The organism is Bowmanella dokdonensis, from assembly GCF_017254865.1.
Lineage (GTDB): Bacteria > Pseudomonadota > Gammaproteobacteria > Enterobacterales > Alteromonadaceae > Bowmanella > Bowmanella dokdonensis.
The window spans coordinates 1-23,482 of record NZ_JAFKCV010000004.1; the positions used below are offsets into that span (position 1 = coordinate 1).

At 53.3% G+C, this 23,482-nt stretch carries 16 protein-coding genes; 11 read left to right on the top strand and 5 right to left on the bottom strand.

The genetic code is table 11. The features are described 5' to 3' along the window. A partial coding sequence (locus tag J0A66_RS08210; protein ID WP_241264102.1) for an EF-Tu C-terminal domain-related protein occupies positions 1-653 on the top strand: 653 nt, incomplete at its 5' end. 508 nt (positions 654-1,161) lie between these two features. Then, on the top strand, positions 1,162-1,314 hold the full coding sequence (locus J0A66_RS08215) for a hypothetical protein (RefSeq protein ID WP_206573321.1): 153 nt from the start codon (positions 1,162-1,164) through the stop codon (positions 1,312-1,314). Between the two features lie 37 nt (positions 1,315-1,351). Here the strand turns inward: J0A66_RS08215 and J0A66_RS08220 are convergent, their stop codons facing one another. Then, positions 1,352-4,498 carry an efflux RND transporter permease subunit gene (locus tag J0A66_RS08220; protein WP_206573322.1) on the bottom strand — a complete coding sequence of 1,049 codons (3,147 nt, stop codon included), beginning with the start codon at positions 4,496-4,498 and terminating at the stop codon, positions 1,352-1,354. 9 nt (positions 4,499-4,507) lie between these two features. Next, on the bottom strand, positions 4,508-5,689 hold the full coding sequence (locus J0A66_RS08225) for an efflux RND transporter periplasmic adaptor subunit (RefSeq protein WP_206573323.1): 1,182 nt from the start codon (positions 5,687-5,689) through the stop codon (positions 4,508-4,510). 161 nt (positions 5,690-5,850) lie between these two features. Between J0A66_RS08225 and J0A66_RS08230 the strand changes: the two genes are divergently transcribed. From J0A66_RS08230 to J0A66_RS08240, 3 genes are all read left to right on the top strand, one after another. Continuing rightward, complete coding sequence (locus tag J0A66_RS08230; protein WP_206573324.1) at positions 5,851-6,090, top strand: VF530 family protein; 240 nt, start codon at positions 5,851-5,853, stop codon at positions 6,088-6,090. 239 nt (positions 6,091-6,329) lie between these two features. Then, positions 6,330-8,987 (top strand): glycoside hydrolase family 16 protein, encoded by a 2,658-nt coding sequence (locus J0A66_RS08235; RefSeq protein WP_206573325.1) that lies wholly within the window; start codon positions 6,330-6,332, stop codon positions 8,985-8,987. Between the two features lie 76 nt (positions 8,988-9,063). Beyond that, a complete protein-coding gene (locus J0A66_RS08240; RefSeq protein WP_206573326.1) occupies positions 9,064-12,066 on the top strand; it encodes a TonB-dependent receptor in 3,003 nt (1,000 codons plus the stop codon). A gap of 319 nt (positions 12,067-12,385) precedes the next feature. Here the strand turns inward: J0A66_RS08240 and J0A66_RS08245 are convergent, their stop codons facing one another. Next, a complete protein-coding gene (locus J0A66_RS08245; protein WP_206573700.1) occupies positions 12,386-13,432 on the bottom strand; it encodes an integron integrase in 1,047 nt (348 codons plus the stop codon). 165 nt (positions 13,433-13,597) lie between these two features. Here J0A66_RS08245 and J0A66_RS08250 point away from each other — a divergent pair, with 165 nt between their 5' ends. From J0A66_RS08250 to J0A66_RS08260, 3 genes are all read left to right on the top strand, one after another. Then, a complete protein-coding gene (locus J0A66_RS08250; protein WP_206573327.1) occupies positions 13,598-13,903 on the top strand; it encodes a hypothetical protein in 306 nt (101 codons plus the stop codon). 79 nt (positions 13,904-13,982) lie between these two features. Beyond that, positions 13,983-14,342 carry a hypothetical protein gene (locus J0A66_RS08255; protein ID WP_206573328.1) on the top strand — a complete coding sequence of 120 codons (360 nt, stop codon included), beginning with the start codon at positions 13,983-13,985 and terminating at the stop codon, positions 14,340-14,342. Positions 14,343-14,715: 373 nt separating this feature from the next. Then, complete coding sequence (locus J0A66_RS08260; protein ID WP_206573329.1) at positions 14,716-15,306, top strand: hypothetical protein; 591 nt, start codon at positions 14,716-14,718, stop codon at positions 15,304-15,306. Positions 15,307-15,649: 343 nt separating this feature from the next. Here the strand turns inward: J0A66_RS08260 and J0A66_RS08265 are convergent, their stop codons facing one another. After that, positions 15,650-18,154, bottom strand: a complete 2,505-nt coding sequence (locus J0A66_RS08265) for a glycoside hydrolase family 3 protein (protein ID WP_206573701.1) — start codon at positions 18,152-18,154, stop codon at positions 15,650-15,652. Positions 18,155-18,198: 44 nt separating this feature from the next. Beyond that, a complete protein-coding gene (locus J0A66_RS08270) occupies positions 18,199-19,470 on the bottom strand; it encodes a sugar MFS transporter (RefSeq protein ID WP_206573330.1) in 1,272 nt (423 codons plus the stop codon). A gap of 207 nt (positions 19,471-19,677) precedes the next feature. Between J0A66_RS08270 and J0A66_RS08275 the strand changes: the two genes are divergently transcribed. The 3 genes from J0A66_RS08275 to J0A66_RS08285 are packed head-to-tail and all read left to right on the top strand — an operon-like array spanning position 19,678 to position 23,414. After that, on the top strand, positions 19,678-21,060 hold the full coding sequence (locus J0A66_RS08275) for a GH1 family beta-glucosidase (RefSeq protein ID WP_206573331.1): 1,383 nt from the start codon (positions 19,678-19,680) through the stop codon (positions 21,058-21,060). Then, the gene (locus J0A66_RS08280) at positions 21,060-22,388 is read left to right on the top strand and encodes a glycoside-pentoside-hexuronide (GPH):cation symporter (protein ID WP_206573332.1); all 1,329 of its coding nucleotides are present in this window, start codon (positions 21,060-21,062) and stop codon (positions 22,386-22,388) included. Before J0A66_RS08275 ends, J0A66_RS08280 begins: the two co-directional genes overlap by 1 nt. Before the next feature lie 30 nt (positions 22,389-22,418). Next, positions 22,419-23,414 (top strand): LacI family DNA-binding transcriptional regulator, encoded by a 996-nt coding sequence (locus tag J0A66_RS08285; protein ID WP_206573333.1) that lies wholly within the window; start codon positions 22,419-22,421, stop codon positions 23,412-23,414. Positions 23,415-23,482 lie beyond the last annotated feature (68 nt).

Genomic DNA, 23,482 nt, shown 5'->3' on the forward strand with positions numbered 1-23,482 from the left:
CGCTGGAAGGCGATGCCGAGTGGGAAAAGAAAATCATCGAGCTTGGGGAAGCACTGGATACCTATATTCCAGAGCCAGAGCGTGACATCGACAAGCCGTTCCTGCTGCCAATCGAAGACGTATTCTCTATCTCTGGTCGTGGAACCGTGGTAACGGGCCGTGTAGAGCGTGGTATCGTTAAGACGGGTGACTCAGTGGAAATCGTGGGTATCAACCCGACCACTACGACGACGGTTACTGGTGTAGAGATGTTCCGCAAGCTGCTGGACGAAGGCCGTGCCGGTGAGAACGTAGGTGCGCTGCTGCGTGGTACCAAGCGTGACGAAGTTGAGCGTGGACAGGTATTGGCCAAGCCAGGTTCAATCAACCCTCACACTAAGTTCGAAGCCGAAGTGTACGTACTGAGCAAAGACGAAGGTGGCCGTCACACGCCATTCTTCAAAGGCTACCGTCCCCAGTTCTACTTCCGTACGACTGACGTCACCGGCTCAGTAGAGCTGCCAGAAGGCGTAGAGATGGTAATGCCAGGCGACAACCTGAAGTTCAAGGTAGAGCTGATAGCGCCGATTGCGATGGACGAAGGTCTGCGTTTCGCCATCCGTGAAGGTGGTAGAACCGTTGGCGCCGGTGTTGTTTCCAAGATTATTGACTAATCTGGATTCTTCACAAAGCTGAAGCAAAAAGGCCGCACACTGCGGCCTTTTTCGTACAGGCAGTTTTTTTATGAACTACTTCCATGTAGTTAACCTGCGCTGCAGGCCAGCTAAAGCTGTTCCCTGGCGTTCCCTACGCCATGGTGCTCCTGCAAAAACTGCACTTCCGCCATCCCTGGCGGTCGTAGTGCGGGCGTCGTATCTAAAATCATCGACTAATTCTTCCGGAAAGAATTTACTCACCACCTCCCTGTGGTTCGTCCTTCGGACCCGCTAAAGCGGTTGATGATTGCTCCAGGCAATCATGCTGAACAGCCGGAGGCTGGCCCGTAAGGGCGCAGGGCAGGGTGAAAACGGAATAAGGAACAGCAAACTGTCTTGCTGTTTCCCGTTTGAACGATCCGAGCTCTGCGAGGGGCTGGGCAGCCCGAAGTACTTATAGAGACTTAGAACGCTAGAAAAGGTCACTGTGTTCTTTTATCGTTGTAAGCGGGATTACTGTCAGCGTTTGGATGAACGAAAACTGGGCTTTGCTGAATTCCGCTCCATGGCCTGTGTTGCCAATGAGATGGTTGAAGCGCATCGGCAAGTGGAACAGCAGTTGAAGGAGGCCAACCGGGAGCTGGAAAGGCTGCGGGGAGTACCGCCTGATCCCAACTGACTGGCAATAAAAAGCCCCGTTTCCGGGGCTTTACTTGTTATGCACGGCTAGACTCACCTTCGATGGTGGGTTTGTCCGAGTTCCTGGCCAGCTTTGTCTTTATCCAGGCAAAAGGCTTACGTGCATCTTCCAGAATCAGGTACAGGCAAGGCACCAGCAGCAGTGTCACCAGAGTGGCATAGAGTACCGCAAAGCCCAGGGCTACCGCCATGGGGATCACAAATCTGGCCTGCAGGCTGGTCTCAAACATGATGGGCAGTACGCCGGCAAAGGTGGTGATGGAAGTCAGGGTAATGGCCCGGAAACGGGCACAGCCTGCTTCTATGACCGCATCCTGAATGCGTATGCCCTCTGCACGGCGCTGGTTAATGTAATCTGTCATCACCAGGCTGTCATTGATCACCACACCTGCTGCAGCAATCAGGCCGAAGGTCGACATCATGCTCATATCCAGGCCGAAGAAGAAATGGCCCCAGATGGCGCCGGTCAGGCTGAACGGGATCACCGACATAATGATGATCGGCTGCCCATAGCTCTTCAGTGGCACCGCCAGCAGTATATAGACGATGATCATACCGGCGATAAAGAACAGCATCTGTTCATTCTGTTGGGCCTGCTGCTCGGCGATATCTCCGCCCAGTTCGGTCATCACTGAGGGATACTTGTTCTTCAGTTCAGGCAGCAGGGTCTTCTCGATGGTTTCCACCACCGCATTGGGTTCGACTTTTTCCTCGTCGATGGCGCCCCACACATAGACACTGCGGTAGCCTCCCTCACGGCGGATATAGCTGATACCTGGCTGTTCATCCAGGGTCACCACATCGCCCAGCATGACTTCTTCTCCGGAAGGCGTGGTAATCACTGCATATTTAAGCTCGGCAAAGCGCTCCCGGGTCAGGCGCGGGTAACGCACCATTACCCTGACCTCTTCTGTGCCGCGAATGACCCGCTGGGCCTCGCTGCCGTAGAAGCTGGCGCCAATCTGGCTGGCAATACTGGTCAGATCCAGTCCCAGGTCATAAGCCACAGGCAGAAGCTGCAACTGGATTTCCTTGCTGGCCGGGTCGATGGTCGAGCTGACATCGTACAGCCCCTCCTGCCCCTGCAGCATAGAGATAAATTCACGGCCGGCGGCATTCAGTGTCTTGATGTCCGAGCCGAACAACAGATAGCCGAACTCGCCGTCGTCACCACCGCCGTTCACGTCATCCTGGATGGTGAAGGATTTCATGCCGGGGATTTCGGGAATTTTCTCCCGCCAGCGGCGGGCCAGCTCAAAGGCGGTGAAGGGGCGTTGTTCTTCATCTATCAACGGTACCACGATGCGGGCCTCGGTCCGGCCCTGGTTGAAGGCCAGCAGGTCTTTAACCATACCCGTGCCGAACTCAGCCTCAATTTCCCGGTCAACTTCCCAGATAACGGCTTCTACAGTCTTCAGGGCGTCGATGGTGGCCTGATCTGACACGGTCTCATTCATTTCCAGACTGACGCTGGGGAAATCATGGGGGACCTTGGGGGTGGGGACAGTGCGTACATGGCCTGCTGAGATCAGGGCAAAACTGATCAGCAGAATGGCAATAAAGCTGCACAATACCAGCCAGCGGTTTTGGGTACAGCGGGTGACAAAGTTCTTGTAGGGGCCGTTGACGAAACCGAAGAAGCGGCGATTGAACCTGGCACGCCAGCTGTCTTCCTTGACCGGGTGAAAGTTGATATGAGCAATGTGCGCCGGCAGGATCAGCTTGGACTCAATGAGACTGAAGGTCAGGCAGAGAATCACAACCACGGCTATGATATAGAAGAAGGTCCCTTCCGGTCCGCTACTGAAGGTAAAAGGCGCGAAGACGGCAATGGTGGTCAGTACGCCAAAGGTAGCCGGGGTGGCCACCCGTTTGGCCCCTTTAATCACATTCTCCACTCCATGGCCGCTCTTCTCAATTTCCGTATAGGCGCTTTCCCCTATGACAATGGCATCGTCCACCACTATCCCCAGCACCATAATAAAGGCAAACAGGGAGAGAATATTGATGCTGATACCGAACACCGGCATCATCATCACCGCGCCAAGAAAACAGACCGGCAGGCCTACCATGACCCAGAAGGCCAGACGGAAGCGCAGAAACAGGGTCAGCATCAGCGCCACCAGTATGGAGCCCTGGAACAGGTTACTCAGCATCATGTCAAGGCGGGCATTCAGGTAGTAGGTCATATCCACCAGAATTTTCATCTCCACACCCTGTGGCAGGCTCTTGTTGCGATGATCTATATAGTCTTTGACTGACTGGGCGACCGGCACCATGTTCTGATCCCGGGTGGCCTTGACGGACATAAAGATGGCGTTCTCGCCGGAATATTTGAAGTAGCGCTCACCCTCGACAAATTCGTCCTGGATGGTGGCCACGTCTCTGAGCAATACCTTGGCACCGCTGGGACCAATCTTCACCGGGATCTGGCGGAACTGCTCACCGCTGTAACGCTGATTCTCGACCCGCACAGAGATGATACCCGACTCGGTGCGCAACTGACCGGCCGAGATATTCGCCGAGTAGCGGCGAATGGCCTGGGACACCTCCGCCAGTGTCAGATTGTACTTGCGCAGCATTTCCGGCTGGATTTCGATGGCGATTTCATCATCCGGGCTGTCCACATTCACCAAAGACACATTACCCAAATGGAGCATCTCCTTCTCCACCTGATTGGCAATGCTCTTAAGCTCAGTCAACGGCAGATCACCCACCACGGCCATCTCAATGACATCCTGGCGGAATTCTATCTGTGAAACGGTAACCGGCTCCATGTCGGCGGGAAAGGTGGCGATACTGTCCACCCGCAGTTTCACCTTGTCCAACACATCGGTCAGTTTCTTGTCCGTACGTATTTCCAGTGTCACCCGTCCGTAATTGCGAAAGGCACGGGACACGGTTTTCTTAATCTCGGTAATGTCCTTGATGGCTTCTTCAATCTTGATCAGAATGCCTTCTTCTATCTCCTGCGGGGATGCGCCGCGGTAATTGGCTTCAATTTCGATATAGTTGATTTCCACATTGGGAAACATCTGCCGCTGTATGGTGAAATAACTGACAATACCCATGACGATGATAAACAACATCATCAGGTTGGCCGCTACCGAGTTATGGGCGAAAAATGCGATCAGGCCCGTTTGTTTCTGCTCTTGAGTTGACATGCGGGCTCCTTAACGACTGGCCTGGGCGACCAGTTCATCCGTTTCTGCCTGACCGGCATTCTTCGCTTCGCTAGCCAGTTTAACTTTCATCCCTTTTTGTGGATATTCGGGGAGGGTCATCACCACCTGATCGCCGTTGGACAGGCCGTCGCCGATTAAAAAGTACTCCCCTTCCTCACGCAGCACTTCCACTTTCCTGGCAGCCAGTTGGTTGTCCTGATCCACCACCCATACCGTGCGATTGGTCACCAGTTCCTGGGGCAGCCTATACACCTCATTCAGGGTGCGGCCAGGCAGGGTGACTTCAACATAACTGCCAAACTTGAACTTGGGGGCATCCGTATTCAGGCTGTAAGGGTCTTTGATGCGGGCGACTATCTGGCTCATGCGGGTTTCCACATCGACCACGCCCAGATCCCTGTGAATCACTGCCTGGCGACTGACAGACTGCACCCCGCGACTGGTAATAGTGGCTTCGTTGCCTTCCAGATCGGCGGGCAGAAAGGCGCTGTCAAAGCCGGCGATGGGCAGCAGGATTTCTGCAGTCTCGATATTGTAAAGCTCAGCAACCTGGGTACCGACACTGACGTACTGCCCCTGACCCAGTTCTCTGGAGATGACCAATGCATCATAAGGGGCCCTGACCTCACAGTACTGCAGGTCGCGTTTGGCGATTTTTAACCTGGCTTCTGCCGATTTGACCGCAGCTTCGGCGCTGAGCACCTGGGGCTTGCGCAGGTAGAGGTCAGTAACCTTGCTGTCCGGCAGGCTTCTGGCCTCGCTCCTGGCCACTTCTGCCCGAGCCCGTTCCTCTATCAACTGGGCGTTGGCCTGTTTCAGTTCGGCTTCGGCCTGAAGCAGGGCAGCTTCATATTTTTCCTTGTCGATACTAAACAGCACTGTTCCCCGCTTGACCAGCCCGCCGGGCAAAAAGTCCGGATGCCAGGCTACCACCTCGCCTGATACCAAGGCGGCCAGTTGGGTTCTCTCCAGGGGCGCCACTTCCCCATAAGTATTGATCACAACCTGGTAGTCCTGAGCCGATATTTCATTGACTCTTACAGTCGGGCGGGTGTCCACCACCTCCTGTTCTGCTTTTTCATTGGTGGTCGCGTTGATGGCAGCCATGCCTGCCACGCCCAGGCCCAGTACTGCCAGGGGCAATGCTACTTTTATCCATTTCTGTTTCATCGTCTCTACCGGTCATTTAATTCTTTTGTGCGCGTATCATACCTAAGCGGAAAACAAAAGGCGTTAGCCAATTGTAAATATGTATGAGCCGATATTTCAGGCCAGCCGTCGCAAAAGACAAACCGGCTCTGTTAAAATGGGCTTTTTCTAAGAGTTGTGCCATGGATTCGCAAGCCAATAATCCGTTACACGGGATTACCCTGGAGCAAATGCTGGTCAGGCTGGAACAACGCCTGGGATGGCAGGAGATGGGACGGGCCGTGGATATCCGCTGTTTTACTCATGACCCCTCTATTAAATCCAGTCTGAAATTTCTGCGCCGCACCCCCTGGGCAAGGGAAAAGGTTGAGCGGCTATACCTAAATGTGTTTCATGTGTGGGGAGGAAAAAGCCAGCGATGACCGGCGACATGCTCACAGAGTGTTCTGTGTTGCTTTAAAGTCGGGGCTTCCAACGCTTTTACAGCCTTGTTTGTAAATAGTTTGTAATAAAGTTTTGCGCCGGTTATTGACGAGATAAGTCCGTTAACATAATCTATGTAAGCGCTTTCATGTCTGTTTCGTTTTATTTGTAAGCGCTTACGGCTGATTAACCAGTCAGATCCCGACTAAGAATCCATGTCTGCATTAGGGCTGAATACATGAAGACAACAGCGACAATACTGTCCCGTTTGGCGGCCACCTTCTCGGTGGCGGCTTTATTGGGATGTGGTGAAAGTGCCACGACGAATACCGATCTGGACAAGGTCGATCCCACCCTGCCGGTCAGTAGCTGGGAGATGGTTTGGAGCGACGAATTCGACGGCGCCGGTATCGATACCGATAATTGGACCTTCGAGGTCAACTGTGCCGGTGGCGGTAACAACGAAAAGCAGTGCTACACCGACAGCGAAGACAATGCCTTTACTAGCGACGGCATGCTCAATATCGTCGCTCTGCCGGCCGAAGAGGGAGCGGAAAAGCCCTATACATCTGCCAGACTGAATACCCGCTACAAGGCCGACTTCAAATATGGTCGGATAGAGATGCGGGCCAAGCTTCCCTACGGTCAGGGCAGCTGGCCGGCCTTCTGGATGATGCCGACCGATGAGCGTTATGGCGGCTGGCCGCGCTCCGGCGAAATCGACATTATGGAGGCGGTCAACCTCAAGGCCCCAACAGCAGAAGGGCAGGCAGAAGCCAGTGTGCATGGCACCCTGCATTACGGCAAAGAGTGGCCAAACAATGCCAGTTCTGGCAAGGCCTACCAACTGCCGGATGGACAAAATCCTGCCGATGATTTTCATACCTACGCCATCGAATGGCAGGAAGGTGAAATTCGCTGGTATGTGGACGACTACCTGTTTGCCACCCAGCGTCAATCCAAAGTGCGCTATAACAGCAAAGGTGAGCCGGTTGGCCTGGCTCATCGGGGTTGGTTTGCAGAATACTTCGGTCAGGGCAGCGGTGAGTTGGAAACCCACTGGGACACCGCCCCTTTCGATCAGGAATTCTACCTGATCCTGAACCTGGCCGTGGGCGGTGACTGGCCCGAAAACGTCAACACCCTGGGCATTGACGCCGGAGCGTTTGCCGATGGACAGAGCTATATTATTGATTATGTCAGGGTCTACGAATGTGCCCTGGATCCTGTCACAGGGAAAGGCTGCGAAACAGTACGCCCTGGTTATGACAGCAAAGACGATGCTCTGGTTGAAGGTGCTGCGCCTATTCCTTCTCCCCCCTCTTCGGGCATCCCGCAAAACCTGACGATCTTCGATGGCAGTGTTAACCCCAACTGGCCTGCCTGGGATTGCTGTGGCGGCTCCACGCCGAGTTTAGTGGCCGATGATGAGCGTGGCGACGTGATGGAGTTTACTGTAGGTGCTGCACCTACGGTCAATGGCTTTATCAGTCGTGCAGAATTTATTACTGACCCATCTGGACAGCCTAAGCCGTTTGACGCTTCGCCAATCATTGAAAATGGCGCCATCAGCTTTGATATGCGGGTGGTATCGGCACCCAATAATCCGGATGCGGCCTGGTTGTTCAAAGTGGAGAGCGTGGGTGCCAGCACCGCAGTGGAAATACCCCTGAATACCAGCTCAGAGGGCGTCGATCCTGTGCCCGGTCAGTGGCAGACCTACACTTTCCCGCTGCAGATGCTGGCTGACGCCGGTCTGGATGTCTCGGCCATTGACGTGATCATGATTTTCCCGGCCTGGGGATCAGGTGAGGGTGCGGTTTACCGGGTCGATAATGCCCAAATTGCACAGGACGGAATCAGCCTGCCTGAACTGGTAATTTTCGAAGAGGGAATGAATCCGGCCTGGCCCATGTGGGATTGCTGTGGCGGTTCGGTGCCCACTGAGGAGATGGATGACGCGGAACATGATTTGGTGGCTGAATTCCGGATCGGTGCATCTCCCACTGTGATGGGCTTTATCACCCGCAGCGCCAATGGCGGCAGTGACGAGCCTTTCGATGCCACTCCACTGCTGGATGGCGGCTTGATCCAATTCGAGATGAAAGTGGTCAGCATGCCCAACAATCCCGATGCAGCCTGGTTGTTTAAAGTGGAAGCCGACAATGCCGCTTCGGCCGTCGAGCTGAACCTGACTGAAAGTGAAGAAGGGCAGGCGCCGGTGGCCGGCCAGTGGCAGACATACAGCTTTAAGATCTCGGACTTGGCCGACGCGGGCCTGGATGTGTCAGCCATCGATGTGCTGATGATTTTCCCGGCCTGGGGGGCAGGCGAAGGGGCTGTGTATCGTGTGGATAACGTCAAAATCTTCCACCCTGACAGCGGCGCGCCGGCCGGTGACAGCCTGACCCTGTTTAAAGATACGGTGGCCGATCAGTGGTCAATCTGGGACTGCTGTGGTGGTAGCACACCGACCGAAGAACAGGATGACGACGCCCATGGCACGGTCGCCCAGTACGTCATCGGCAGCGCACCAACGGTAATGGGTTTCCTGGCCGAAGATGGGGTCTATTTCGATGCCTCTGCACTGTTGGCCGATGGGGTGGTCAGGTTTGAGATGAAAGTGGTCTCTGCCCCGGACAACCCGGATGCTGTGTGGAAATTCAAAATTGAATCCGGTGATGCCGCGACTGCAGTAGAGCTGAATTTGTCTGATTCCCAGGAAGGGCAGGCGCCGTCGGTCGGACAATGGCAGACCTACACCTACAGCCTGCAGGATTTGTTTGATGCGGGATTGGATATCAGCGCAATCGATGTGGTGATGGTCTTCCCTGCCTGGGGAACTGGCGAGGGCGCAGTATACCGACTGGACAATGCGGTGATCGCGCGTCCCTGAGGATCCTCTGACACATTGTACCGGGGGCAACCTCTGCCCCCGCCACAGACAACAGATTTAAATAAGTAGGGCAGTCATGAAACAGAACAATTTCAACAAGACCCGTCTGGCCATCGCGGTTTCAGTGCTACTCGGTACGGGGATGGGTCAAAGTGCTTTGGCGCAGGACAGCGAAGCGGGTGCACAGGGTGATGTCGAGGTCATTCAGGTCAGCGGTATCCGTGGCAGCCTGATGCGAGCCATGGATATTAAACGAGACTCATCAGGTGTTGTGGACGCCATATCCGCTGAGGAAATGGGTAAATTCCCTGATACTAACCTGGCTGAGTCTCTGCAGCGCATTACCGGGGTATCGGTGAGTCGGGCGAACGGGGAAGGCAGTCAGATTACCGTGCGGGGATTTGGTCCGGATTTCAACCTGGTCACGCTCAATGGGCGTCAGATGGCCGGAACCGGATTCTCACGTTCGTTTAACTTTGAAAACTTGTCATCTGAAGGCGTCAGTGCATTAGAGATATACAAGACAGCCCGTGCAGATGTGCCAACAGGCGGTCTGGGTGCGACGGTTAATATTGTCACGGCTAAACCCTTTCAAAACCCCGGAGAGCGCTACTCCTTTATGGCGAAGGGGCTGCATGACTCCTCCAACGAAGCCGGTGAAGACGTCACACCAGAACTTGCGGGCATTTACAGCAATACCTTTATGGATGACCGTTTTGGTGTCACGGCTAACTTCTCCTATCACCGCAGAGACTTCCAGCGGCAGTCGGCCAATGTCCGCTCCTGGCAGTTAAACCCCTCTTTAACCGTAGACGAAGCGGATATTGTGGATGGTCGGCCAGTGGATGCCAACGGTGAGGTGATCCCGCGTTTCTGGGCGCCTGATGCCAACGGCGACCTGCAGCCTGTTACCGCAACCTTCTTTCCTCAGGAAATCAGCTTTGCCCGGGATGACATTCAGCGGGAGCGCACAAATGGTCAGGTGACTTTCCAGTTTGCGGCAACGGACGATGTGATCTTCACCCTGGATCACACCATATCCAATGCAGTAACCGGCAATAACTCCCTGTCCTGGGGGGTTTGGAACGGTTCCTTCGGCGGGAACGCCAATGCCTATGAGCTGGATGAGAACGGCACGGCCATTTACTACAACTCGTCCGGTGATGACGGTTCGTTTACGGGCTTTCGGGAAACCAACGAAGTCGATTCTAAGGCCACTGGCCTGAATGTGGCATGGGCCTTCTCTGATACATTGAGCTTCAGCTTTGATGCACATACGTCCAAAACCACCACCGACAACGGCATGGATGAGGGGTTAGGCGCACAGGCCCGGGTCATCCTGGGCTCGGCCGCCCTGTCATCGAAGGAGTATTTTTTCCGCGAGGGCGAGATCCCGGGCTACAACATCAGGTGGCAAAACGGCACTAATGAACTGGGCCCCAGTCAGATTGGCTCAAACTTCAGCATCTTCACCCGCACGCCGGGTGAATCAGAAGTCACTCAGTACCAGTTTGACGGGGACTGGTTGCCCGACCTAGGTTACGGCCTGGTGGGGGTTTCCTTCGGTGCGGCTTACACCGAGCAATCACTGAGTGAATGGGGTGGTTCCAACAATGCCAACGCACCGGGATTTAACAACGGCACCTTTGCCGAAATCTTCCCGGACAGCATGTTCGAGCGGGTGGATTTGAGTGATTTCCTGGATGAATTTGCCTTCGGACCGGAAGGGATCTCGCCCGGGTATGCCTATACCTTTGATATCGATGAAGCCATCATCCGGCAAATGGCCTTCCTCACAGAGGATGTGCTGGGCGCCGATGCCTACGAGGTTGGCACGTTCGGGCCAGAAAATTTCCCCGTTAACCGTATCGAGGAAGAAACCCTCAGCCTCTATGTTTCGACTGAGTGGGAATTTGAAGTCAAAGGCTACTATGTGGATGTGAACCTCGGTTTGCGTTACGAGGAAACCGACATTCTCAGCCCGGCCAAGAGTCGCGTGCCCGAGTATGTTTACTGGGCCGGGGGCTCAGAGTGGCTTACTCAGTTCGCCAGCGGGGGGGAACTGGTCGAAGTCGAGTTCACCGGTAACTATGACTTACTGCTGCCCATGTTTGACGTGAAAGTGGATATTACCGATGACCTGGTTGGACGATTCTCTGCGGGCAAAACTATTACCCGACCCACCCTGGAGCAAATGCTTGGCAATCTGAGTCTGACGCCGTCGCCTAAGATTGGTGCCAGAAGTGGCAGCCGCGGTAATCCAAACCTGAAACCCTTTGAGTCAACCAATCTGGATCTCTCCCTTGAGTACTACTATGACGAGGCGAGTTATGCAGCAATTGGTTTATTCTGGAAAGACGTGGACGACTGGATCGATAACTCGCAAGTCACTACCACATTCGAAGGCTTGCACGACGTTTATCAGGGCCAGCGCTGGAATGATGCGGTTGCGGCCATACAAGCACGTGGCGAGCAGGCTACCGATGCAGCCATTTACAATGAGATAGTGGCCAACGGGGTGGGCATAGGTGAAAACAATCGGGTCCTGCCGGATCCGGCCACCGATCCCCTGATCCAGTGGACGATAAACTCTCCTGAGAACGTCGGTGCCAGAAAAGTGAACGGCTTGGAGTTTGCAGTTCAGCACGTGTTTGGGGACAGTGGTTTCGGTACGGGAATAAACGCCACGCTGGTGGACGGTGATGTGGAGTACGATAATTTCGTACTGGCCGCACAGGCGATTCTGCCCGGTCTGAGTAACTCGGCCAACTGGCAGGGCTTTTACGAGAAAGATGGACTCTCCGTCCGGTTAACGGCCGCATGGCGGGACGAGTACCTGTCAGGCCAGGGCCAGCCCGATACAACCGATGGGCCGCCCAATTATGTTGAAGAATACCTGCAGTGGGATTTAAGCGTTAACTACGACATTAACGAAAATCTGACCGTATTCTTCGAAGGCATTAACCTCACCAATGAGACCGAGCGCAGCTTTGGCCGGTTCGAAAGGCAGTTCCTAAGTGCCGCGCAATACGGTCCCAGGTATGCCATTGGTGTCAGATACACCATGGGCGACAACTAATCTTCCCTTGGACAGGTTTAAGCCGCTCTCTGAGCGGCTTTTTTTATATCTGTCCCGCGGCAAGGGATTACTGAAGCTGACAGCCTCTGCGGCTGTAAAGTGAAGCAGGCTCAACGCCGCATGAGACTCTCTTTGATAGATCTTGAATAATTCTGATCGTCCTGTGCCGGTTTGTGCCATCCAGGCGGGAGATTTTGAATGGCAACTTTGTACGTAAAGCTGCCCTTCGGCATCGCTAGTAGCCAGGTCCAGAAAGGAGGAAACTGCAGCCAGTGAATAGTTGCGGATCCAGTGACTGCAAACATTGGCGAGCTGAATTTTAATCCAGAGGACTGCTCACTTCATACGGACCTTGCTTCACAACATGCGTGTATATCTGTGTGGTTTGGACAGAGCTATGTCCCAGCAACTCCTGAATAGTCCGGATATCGTATCCGGCTCTTAACAACTCTGTGGCAAAGGTATGACGAAAGGTGTGACAACCGCCGTGTTTATGCACACCAGCCACCTCAATGGCTTTTTTTACCGCCTTTTGTAAGGTTCGAGTCGATGTATACCAGCGACGCTCTACGTTAAAGGTTTTATCTATCTTTGAGATGGCAGAAGGAAAGAGATATTGCCAACCAAACGCTCGTTCCGCGGCAGGGTATTTCTTCCTTAGAGAATTAGGTAATTCCACATACCCCTTCCCTTGACTCAAGTCATAGTCGTGGAGAGATTTTCTCCATTCGATTTGTTGAGAAAGCGGCCGGGTAAGCTTCTCAGGAAGGAGCGTGATACGGTCTTTCTTACCTTTTGAGCACTTCACATGGATAGTTCGTAGACTTACATCCACATCTTTAACTCTCAGTTTGACGCACTCACTCACGCGAAGGCCTGAGCCATATAGCAGGGATGCCATCAGACGGTGGGTTCCGTGCATGGCGCGTAATATCTTCATGGCTTCCTGATGGGTAAAAACCACAGGTAAGTTCGTCGGTGTTTTGGGGCGATGAATCGGGTCGAGCTGACCCATATCACGTTCCAAAACGTGCTTGAAGAAGAAGTTAATCGAGTTGATGGCGGCGTTGACTGTTGTAGCTGATTTATTTCGATTGGAGATGTGTAGGAGGAACTTGTTGATGTGCTCGGTGCAAAGGTCTGGAGTAGGCGTCGCGCGGCTATAGTTGAGGAAATACTTTATCCAGTAACGGTAGGTTTGCTCAGTTCGTTTACTGTAGCCCAGTCTGTTAACGGCAAACGAGACACGGTTAATAAGGTTCTGTCCAGTCTCAGCGATTCGTATTTTTTTTGTGTTCCATGTTTTGCGAACTCCTAAGTGTATGACTTGGCAGCTAAAAGCTGTAATATGCCAATAGTGATGTATTTATATGCGAACCCTAGTTCGCATATAAATAGGTTCGCAAAAAAATGAAAGTGATGCCAGCGCAGGAAGAACTAGGGATGGCAGAAGGTACACCTCAATGATAAAAAATAATATGCGGTTCATAGGGTCCGCATCATTTAACTGTTAGCAGGAAAAGGTTCAAACGTGAGAATTTCAATAATACCCGAAGACGGATGGGCCAATTTTGAAAGCTCTAAGAGCATTGAAAAGCTTATATGGGAAACCCTGAAATGCCGAGATATCGGCGGTGCATGGGAATATCACAGCTTTACAAGTAACAGTTCTTTTTGGAGCAACGGGGGCTTCAGTTTAGCTTTGCAATTTGAAGATGATGAATGTAAGAAAGTGCAAAATATTGAAATGGTAAATCCAGCTCCGCAAAGCGCAGAGTTAAATCAACTCGTTGAATTATTTGAAACGCAATATGGCCTTATCAGCAATCGCTGCTAACAATCGCCAGCACAACGCGCCGTCGGCGCTCGACTCGCAACAAGTTGCTCGCGTGTGTGGCGGGCGTTAGCATTTTAATATGAAAGAAATCGAGTGGTACCATACAAAAGATGGCTTTACTGTAAAAGGCCAATTTTTTTCTCCAATATCTATGGTCGCTCATATAGAAAGGCTTAATGGTGTAAAAGTGCTAGCAAAAAAATCATGGGGTATGACCGATGATTTTGAAGCATTTTTCGAGTACAAAGGTCATCGATTTATCGTCGAAACACCGTTCGTTGAAGTTGAGGTGGCAGCATTCGATAAACGAATACCAAAAGAAATAATCAAGGAAGTATTGGAACATGCAGCAAATTATTCATGGGTTAATCCAGTCACTTTTATCTGGGCAATGCTGCGTTACTTTATACTTCCATTTAATCCACCTGCTAAAAAATAATATGCGGTTCATAGGGTCCGCATCATTTAACTGTTATATGTCTGTGAGCAGATGAAGGAAAGTTACCCTTATTGGGACGAAGAACGGCTTAAGTACAAGTTTAAGTGCTTAACCTGCGGCACCTATGTGAAACGTGGCACCAGAAAGTGCTACAAGTGTAATAGCTGGTTTTCTCAGGCTGATGTGGAAGAGATGATTCAATACTACAAAGAGAATAAAAGGAAGAACTGGCATCATATTTTCTACTTCGTACTCATCACCTCCAGCATCCTAGCCCTCTGGATTGGAGCCTGGCTTTGAATACATATAAAAAATAATATGCGGTTCATAGGGTCCGCATCATTTAACTGTTATGTGCCTCAAGTGAAATGATATGACTAATATAGAGTCGCAACCCCATATCATTAAGTTATCGTACTTAAAATATATATTAGCCTTAGTTTTTTTAGTCGGTTTTGAATATATGGCGATCAAGATCATATCGATGCCATACTCTGAACTTGAACTAAACGCAGATCGCTTCCATCCATTAATGGCATATCTTTTTTTTATTCCACTGATCCCATTAATAGCTTTAATTCTTCTTTCGTTACTAATCTTTTTATTCAGCAGAAATAAAGGCGTTGAGCTGGGTTTAGAGGGAATATTTGAAAAAACGTCACCTTTTTCTATCGGCTTTATTCCCTACGAACAGATATCGTCAATATCGAACATCACAGGCCTTTCTGTAGGTAGGTGGCCTTTCAAAAGTAAACGCAAAGTGATTTCAATCAATCTTAGGAACAGAAAACAGGATAAAAACTGGTGGTATAGTAAAGGTTGGAGGGCCAGACTCTTGCGCGGACGTAGTTATGAAATCCAAACAAGCCTTCTTGGGATGTCGCACGATCGTGTTGTGAAAATTTTAAGCTACCATGCGAAAAAACATGGTATTAAAGTTAACACAGTTAACTTGGATTCATAGTAGTGGCAACGGCACATAACAAATGCAATCACGCGGATAAAATCTCCGTTGCACTCCAATTTTACCAGTGTTGCAGGCGTTGAATGTCCGCTCCTTGTCTGAACCAGACTGTCGTACATGACCTCATCAGTAACCAAATCTCTTCAGGTTAACTAACCTCCTTTCAGCACAGATATCAGACCAGAGATTAGCGCCTTTCTGCAAAGGTTTGTGGCCCGGCGGTATCGCTATATCCAACTGTTAAGTATTCCAGTCAAATCGGTCTTGTGTGACCTTTGGGTAATAAAAAAAGTGGGGCAATCAATATCTGCAGTGGCAGGCCGTGCCTGCCACTGCAGTGGGCTTAGTTGCTATCGCAGGTGACCGATGCCGGGCTCTGCGGGTGTGGGAGCAGGCGAATATTGGCCAGACTGAGTTGACCTTCGCCGCTGCTGGTCAGCACAAAAGGAGCATACATCTGCGCCAGGTGCTGTGAGTCAAAGCAGTCAAGGGATACCGATATGGTCTGCCACTCGTTCAGTGGCAGCAGCTGCAGCGTCTCCCTCAGACTGGCTTCACTCTGACAGTCAGGGCCACAGGACATGGCCAGGGTGACCTCGCCGCTAAAGGCCTGCTGCACTCTTACATCCAGGGTCAGTTGGGCGTTGGCCTCCTGATAATTGCGCATGTCCACAGGGAAGCTTGCGCCAATGGTTACCTGACCCGGCTCGGTACCATCAAAAGTCAGCTGACGGGCATCTTCCTGAATATGCCTGTCCAGGGTGCGCAGGGACACAGGGCCAACCTGCTGAACACTGCTGGTGACAATCTGAGTGGCACCAACCGCACCGATCTGCAGTTGCCACGGAGCTTTGATGCTGTTTTCGAACAGGACCAAGGGCGGCAGGTCATCGTGAGTCCGTTGCACTTCCTCATTCAGATTGTCACCAAGCACATTTTCTTGTCCGTAGCTCAGCCCAAAGCCATAAGGCAACAGGGGCTGGTAGTCCTCATCGCCGATATTGACCAGGGTCTGGCCGGGAGAGGCGGGCCAGGAGAAAGACAGCTTGCCGGTAAAATCATAGTTGATTGTCCCATCGGGCTTGCTGAACAGCACATCGGCCACCCCCTGTCCTTCAGAGCCCGGCAGCCAGGCCGCCACAAAGGCATCGGAGGCGTTAAGCTCGGGATTCACCCACAAGGGACGGCCGCTTAAGAACACTGAGACTACCGGGATCCCCTGTGATTTAAGCTTTTTCAGCAAAGCCAGATCGGCCTTATTACCCCGCTGATATTCCAGGTTAGCCAGATCCCCAACCCCTTCAGCATAGGGCTCCTCACCAAATACCACGATGGCAACATCAGGCTTGTTCTGGAAGTTCCCGTCAATTGAGAGCTCCACCTTGCCTTCCACTGCTTCGACTCTTGCTTTGATACCTTCATAGATGGAGGTGCCACCTGGGAAATCCGCATTGGTATTACCGGTGCCTTGCCAGGTAACGGTCCAGCCACCGGATTGCTTGCCAATATTGTCTGCACCGTCACCGGCCACCAGCACGTTAAGCTTGGGGTAAAGTGGCAGCAACTGGTCTTTGTTCTTCAGCAGCACCAGAGATTCCCTGACCGCCTGGCGGGCGATGGCCCGGTGGTCCGCATGACCAATCAGGCTCTTATTGGCGGCCAGCAACCGATTAGCCGGGGAGGGCTTGTCAAACAGGCCGGCGCGCAGTTTGACACGCAGCACCCGGCTGACTGCATCATCCAGCCGGGCAAGAGGAATTTGCCCGGATTTGACCTGAGCCAGGGTGTTCTCCATCAACGGCTTCCAGGCCTGGGTTGGCACCATGAACACATCGAGGCCGGCATTGAAAGCCTGGGGGCAACTTTCATTGCTGCATCCAGCCACCTGGCCGTGGCCGTTCCAGTCGCCCACCACAAAGCCGTCGAAGCCCATGCGTTCTTTCAGTATATCGGTAAGCAGGTACTCACTACCGTGTATCTTTTTGCCATGCCAGCTATTAAAGGACGCCATCACTGACTGGGCACCAGCGGTCAGACCACCCACATAGCCCTGGGCGTGGATACTGAACAGCGCCTCTTCAGTGGCCAGGTTATTGCCCTGATCGTCACCGCCTTGAGTACCCCCGTCGCCGACAAAGTGTTTAACCGTGCTGATGACCCGCTGCTGGGAGAGGAAATCATCCCCTTCCCCCTGCAGGCCCCTGACGATGGCATAGGCATAATTGCGCACAATATCCGGGTCTTCCGAATAGGCCTCATAAGTGCGGCCCCATCTGTCGTCCCGGGTGACTGCCACTGTGGGGGCAAAAATCCAGTCAATGCCGGTGGCCGCCACCTCGGTGGCAGTGGCCTTGGCAATCTGCTGGATCAACTCAGGATTGTTGGTGGCCCCCAGCCCGATATTGTGCGGGAATAACGTGGCGCCGATGACGTTATTGTGCCCATGCACGGCATCGGTGCCCCACATGGTGGGAATGGCGCTTCCGTCCAGACTGTCGTCGACGGAAGCCTGATACATGGTTTCGGCCAGGTTGACCCAATCCTCAACGCTGGCATGCTTGTCATTATTGGGAAAGGCCCCGCCGCCATTGAGGTAGGACCCAAATCCATACCGGCGCATGTCCTCAACTGTGATATCCCTGATTTCCGGCTGGATAATCTGGGCGACTTTCTGCTCCAGCGTCATATTCTGCAGCAGTGCTCCAACGCGCTGTTCAATAACCGGATTGGCAGGTATCTCAGGGTTTATTTGTGGCCAGTAGTCCGGTACCCGGGACGATTCACTTGCCGGCTCTATGGGATCCGCATTTGGGTTGTTGCAGCCGCTTGTCAGGGCACCCAGCAACATCAGGACAGATACCTTGCTCAGCGTGAATAAGGTTTTGCTGTTGTTCACTGTACCGCCTCCTGTGGCTGCAGACTGCCATCGGACTGCTTCCTGAGCCTGCTGCCCGTCAATCCGTAGAAGGCGATATAGAGATAGCAGACCAGCGGCAGCAGGAACGACAGCTGTAATCCCAGGTTGTCGGCGAGCATACCCTGAAACAAGGGGACCAGGGCGCCACCCACTATGGCAAGGCACAACAAACCCGAGCCACGGCTGGTATCCTGACCAATGCCGGCCAGGGCCAGGCTGAAAATAGTGGGGAACATGATGGAGTTGCACAGGCCTACCGCCAGGATACTCCACATGGCCAGACTGCCGCTGGACAACACCGCCGTCAGGATCAGCAGCATGGAGGCGAGGCTGTTGAAAGCCAGCAACTTGCCGGCAGAGACTTTCTGCATCACCAGGGCGCCGATAAAACGACCCACCATGGCGCCACCCCAGTAATAGGCGATGTAGATGGAGGCCTGCCCTTCACTCATCCCCATCACGTAGTCTTCGCCGAGGAAGTTGACCAGAAAGCTGCCGATGGAAACCTCCGCACCCACGTAAACAAAGATGCCGATGGCGCCGAGGATGAGATGGGGATGTTTCATCAAAGAAGCACTGGGCGCATGGGTGACCGGGTGTTCAACCGGCTCCAGAACCGGCACAGGCAGGCGCAACTTGACGAAAAAGACTGCCAGACCCAGCAGCACCAGTGCCAGGCCGATGTAAGGCGCAATGACGCTGTCGGCGGACTGGCTGCTACCTGCGGCATGGGAGAATATCAACAGTCCGCCAATAATGGGCGCTACTGTCGTCCCCAGGGAGTTGAACGCCTGAGTCATGGTCAGGCGGCTGGAAGCGGTCTGCGGGGCACCCAGCAGGGTGACCAGCGGGTTGGCGGCCACCTGCAGTATGGTAATGCCGGCGGCGAGGATGAACAGGGCCGCCAGAAACATCCAGTAAGCCTGGTAAATTGCCGAGGGTACAAACAGCAGGCAGCCCAGTGCCGCGGTCAGCAAGCCTACGCCAATGCCTTTCTGGAAGCCGGTCTTGTCCACCAACCGACCGGCCGGCACGGAAATCAGAAAATAGGCGCCGAAGAAGCAGAACTGCACCAGCATGGCCTGGGTATAGCTGAGATTGAATACGCCTTTGAGATGCGGAATCAGTATGTCATTCAGGGCCGTGATAAAGCCCCAGATAAAAAACAGGGTGGTCAGTGACACCAGAGCAGCCAGATAGTTGGCAGAGGCCTGTTGCGACTGCGTGCTGTGGGAAGATTTTAACATAGTGTGGTTCGCCAAGTTGCCGGTCAGTGAAGGGTGGCAGTTTCCGTTGACCCGTCCCTAACAAAGGTTTAACATTCATGAAAGCGCTTACATTTTTATCATCAGCCAGCCTCATGTGCAACAAATGCGTTAAGAAATTGTTGTCGGGGCAACGAAGTGCGGTTGGTTAACCAAGAGTAAAACCATTAACTTTGTCAGGTACGTAAATTGAACAACACAGTTATTTCATTGCCATCCTCGTCACCTTTAAACAAAGCTGACTTTATTTTTGGTGTGGCCACGGCGTCTTTCCAGATTGAAGGGGCTGTCGATAAGCGCCTGCCCTGTATCTGGGATACCTTCTGTGCCGAGGCGGGGCGGATTCGAGATGGTTCAGACGGCAGCATGGCCTGTGATCATGTGCGCTTGTGGAAGCAGGACGTGGAGATGATCTATTCCCTGGGCGTGGACGCTTATCGATTTTCCGTATCCTGGACCCGGGTGATGCATGCAGATGGCAGCCCCAACCAGCAAGGGCTGGATTTTTACCTGCAACTGCTGGAACGGCTCAACAGCCTGGGTATAAAGGCCTTTGTAACCCTTTACCACTGGGATTTGCCACAATATCTGCAGGATCAGGGCGGCTGGCTTAACCGGGAAACGGCTTATAAGTTTCGTGACTATGCCGATCTCGTGGCGCGCAGCTTTGGCGACAGGGTGTACTCCTGGGCCACCCTCAATGAGCCCTACTGCAGTGCCTACCTCGGCCATGAGTTAGGTATTCATGCCCCCGGATTGAAGAGCCGGGCGCAGAGCAAGCAGGCGGCACACCATTTGTTGCTGGCTCACGGGCTTGCCATGCAGGTGCTCAGGACACACTGCCCCACGGCACAATCTGGTATCGTGCTGAATTTCAGCCCCTGTTATGCCAAAACCGATAGGGCTGAAGATGTGCAGGCAGCCAACCTGGCCGATCAGTATTTTAATCAGTGGTATCTGTTGCCGGTGCTGACTGGGCGTTACCCTGAATTGCTGGACAGGCTTCCCGTGAATGACAGGCCGCCCATTGAAGAAGGGGACATGCAGATTATCGCTCAGCCGCTGGACTATCTGGGCATCAACTATTACACCCGGGAAGTCTACGAGGCCCATGACCAGCATTGGTTTGCCAACCTGCAGGAGAAACAGGGGCCGCTGACTGATATGGGCTGGGAAATCTATCCCCAGGGGCTGACCGACCTGCTGGTGACCTATCATCAGCAGTATGATCTTCCGCCCATCTATATCACCGAAAATGGCGCCGCCATGCCGGACAAGCTAGTGGACGGCAAGGTGACCGACAAGGACAGGGTGGAGTATCTGAACAGTCATATCCATGCCGTTCACGAGGCTGCCAGAATGGGAGTGGATATTCGTGGTTACTTCGCCTGGAGCCTGATGGACAACTTCGAGTGGGCCGAGGGCTACCTGAAACGCTTTGGTCTGGTGTATGTGGATTACCCGACCCAAAAGCGTATCATTAAGGCCAGTGGCCTGGCCTACCGGGACTTCCTGGCCCGTCGTCAGCAGCAGTCCGGTTCCTCTCACCGGCAAGTTGGAGAGTCAAACTGATGTTGTCAGTGCGCGAAAAAGTGGCTTACGGTTTGGGTGACACGGCCAGCAATATCGTCTTTCAGTCGGTCATGCTGTTTCTGTCTTTCTTTTACACTGACGTGTTTGGTATCTCGCCGGCTGTTGTGGGGACGCTTTTTCTGGTGGTACGCATCTTTGATGCAATCACCGACCCCCTGATGGGGGCCATCAATGACAGGACGCAGACCAAATACGGTAAATTTCGTCCTTATCTGCTGTGGCTTGCCATTCCTTTTGGTCTGATCAGCGTACTGGCGTTCACTACCCCGGATTTAAGCGAGCAAGGCAAAATTGTCTATGCCTTTTGTACCTATGGATTGCTGATGCTGGCCTATACGGCCATCAATATTCCTTACTCGGCACTGGGAGGAGTACTGACCGCCGATCCAACCGAACGTGTGTCGGTGCAATCCTATCGTTTCGTGTTTGGTATGCTCGGTGGCCTGATGGTCACGGCTTTTACCCTGCCGCTGGTGGACTGGTTCGGCCAGGGCGACACGGCCAAAGGTTATCAGCTGACCATTGCCGCCATGAGTGCGCTGGGTGTGCTGATGTTCTGGGCCTGCTTTGCCGGCACCAAGGAACGTATTTTTCCGCCGCCAGAGCAAGATTCCACTTTCTGGCAGGATATGGCTTCACTGTGGCGGAATGACCAGTGGCGCATTCTGAGCCTGGCCGCTCTATTTGTATTGCTGGGAATGGTCCTGCGCACCACCCTGGCCATCTATTACGTGAAGTACTACCTGGGGCGTCCGGATCTGATTACCCTGTTCGTGACTCTGGGGATGGTCGGCAATATTCTTGGTTGTGCCACTGCTCAGTGGCTGGCCAGGCGCATCTGCAAAGTCAAAGCCTACATCGGCCTGCAGTTGCTGGCGGCCGCCATCTGTGTGGGCAGCTTCTTTATCGGTCAGGACCAACTGATTCTGGCGTTTGTGGCTTATGTTTTATGGTGTTTCTTCCTGCAGATGGCTACGCCGCTGTTGTGGGCGAAGATGGCCGATATTGTCGACTACGGACAGTGGCGTACCGGTATACGTATTACCGGCATGACGTATTCCTCTGTGGTGTTCTTTATCAAGATGGGCCTGGCCCTGGGAGGGGCATCGGCGGGCTGGCTGCTGGCCTACCATGGCTATCAGCCCGGCGACAACCAATCTGCCGACACCCTGCAGGGGATACTGGTGTCCTTTACCCTGCTGCCGGCTGTGGCCTTTATTCTGGTGGCGTTTGTGATGAAGTTCTATAGACTGGACGACCAGGCAGTGGCGCGGGTCAGACAGGCATTGACGCAGCCGGCCGTTTAAGGCCCGGGATAAGGAGCAGTGAAAACAGCGATGGCAACGATTTATCAGGTTTCAGAGCGGGCCGGGGTTTCCCTGGCCACCGTTTCAAGAGTCATGAACGGCAATGCCAAGGTCAGTGAAACTACCCGCAATAAAGTGCTGGCGGCCATGGCCGAGCTGAACTACCGGCCCAATTCCATCGCCCAGTCATTGGCTTCCAATTGCTCCAACAGTGTGGGGATGCTGGTATCCGAGGTCCACGGGCCGTTTTTTGGTGAGATGATGAGCGGGGTGGAAAACGAGCTCAGGACCGCCGGCAAGCATGTCATTATTGCCGCCGGACACAGTGACGAGGCCAGTGAGAAGGAAGCCATCGAGTTCCTCATCAGCCGTAAGTGCGATGCCCTTATCCTGCATGTGGATGCGGTCACTGACCAGTATCTGATTGATCTCAATGAGCGCACCCCGGTGGTGATTATCAATCGCACCATCCCGGGGCTGGAAGATCATTGTATCTGCCTGAACAATGAACTGGGTGGCTATCAGGCCACCAAGGCGTTGCTGGACATGAATCACCGACAGATAGCCTATATCTCGGGCCCCTTGTGGAAACACGACGCCAGGGAACGTTTCGAGGGACATAAACGGGCTCTCTCAGAGTTCGGATTGCCATTGGATGAGGCCCTGTGCGTCCAGGGGGATTTTCATGAAGAGGGCGGCGCCAGGGCTATGGAGACGTTGCTGGCCAGCGCAAAGCCGTTCACGGCGGTGGCCTGCGCCAACGATGAAATGGCCTGTGGGGCGATGAACTGTGCCCGTGACCACAAGCTGGATATTCCCGCCGACGTGTCGGTGATGGGCTTCGATAATGTGATCATGTCCCGGTATACCTTCCCCCACCTCACCACCATAGACTACCCCGCCGGGGAGATGGGTCGCATGGCGGCCTGCTGGGTACGTCGACAAATTTACCAGGACAAACAGGTCAAGGTCCGCCAGTTATTCGAACCCAGCCTGGTTTTGCGGGATTCGGTCAGGCAGCTCTGATAAACCACCACCAGTCATCAGAAGCAACCTCCGGTATGCCCATGTCCTATAAAAAAAGCCGCAACATC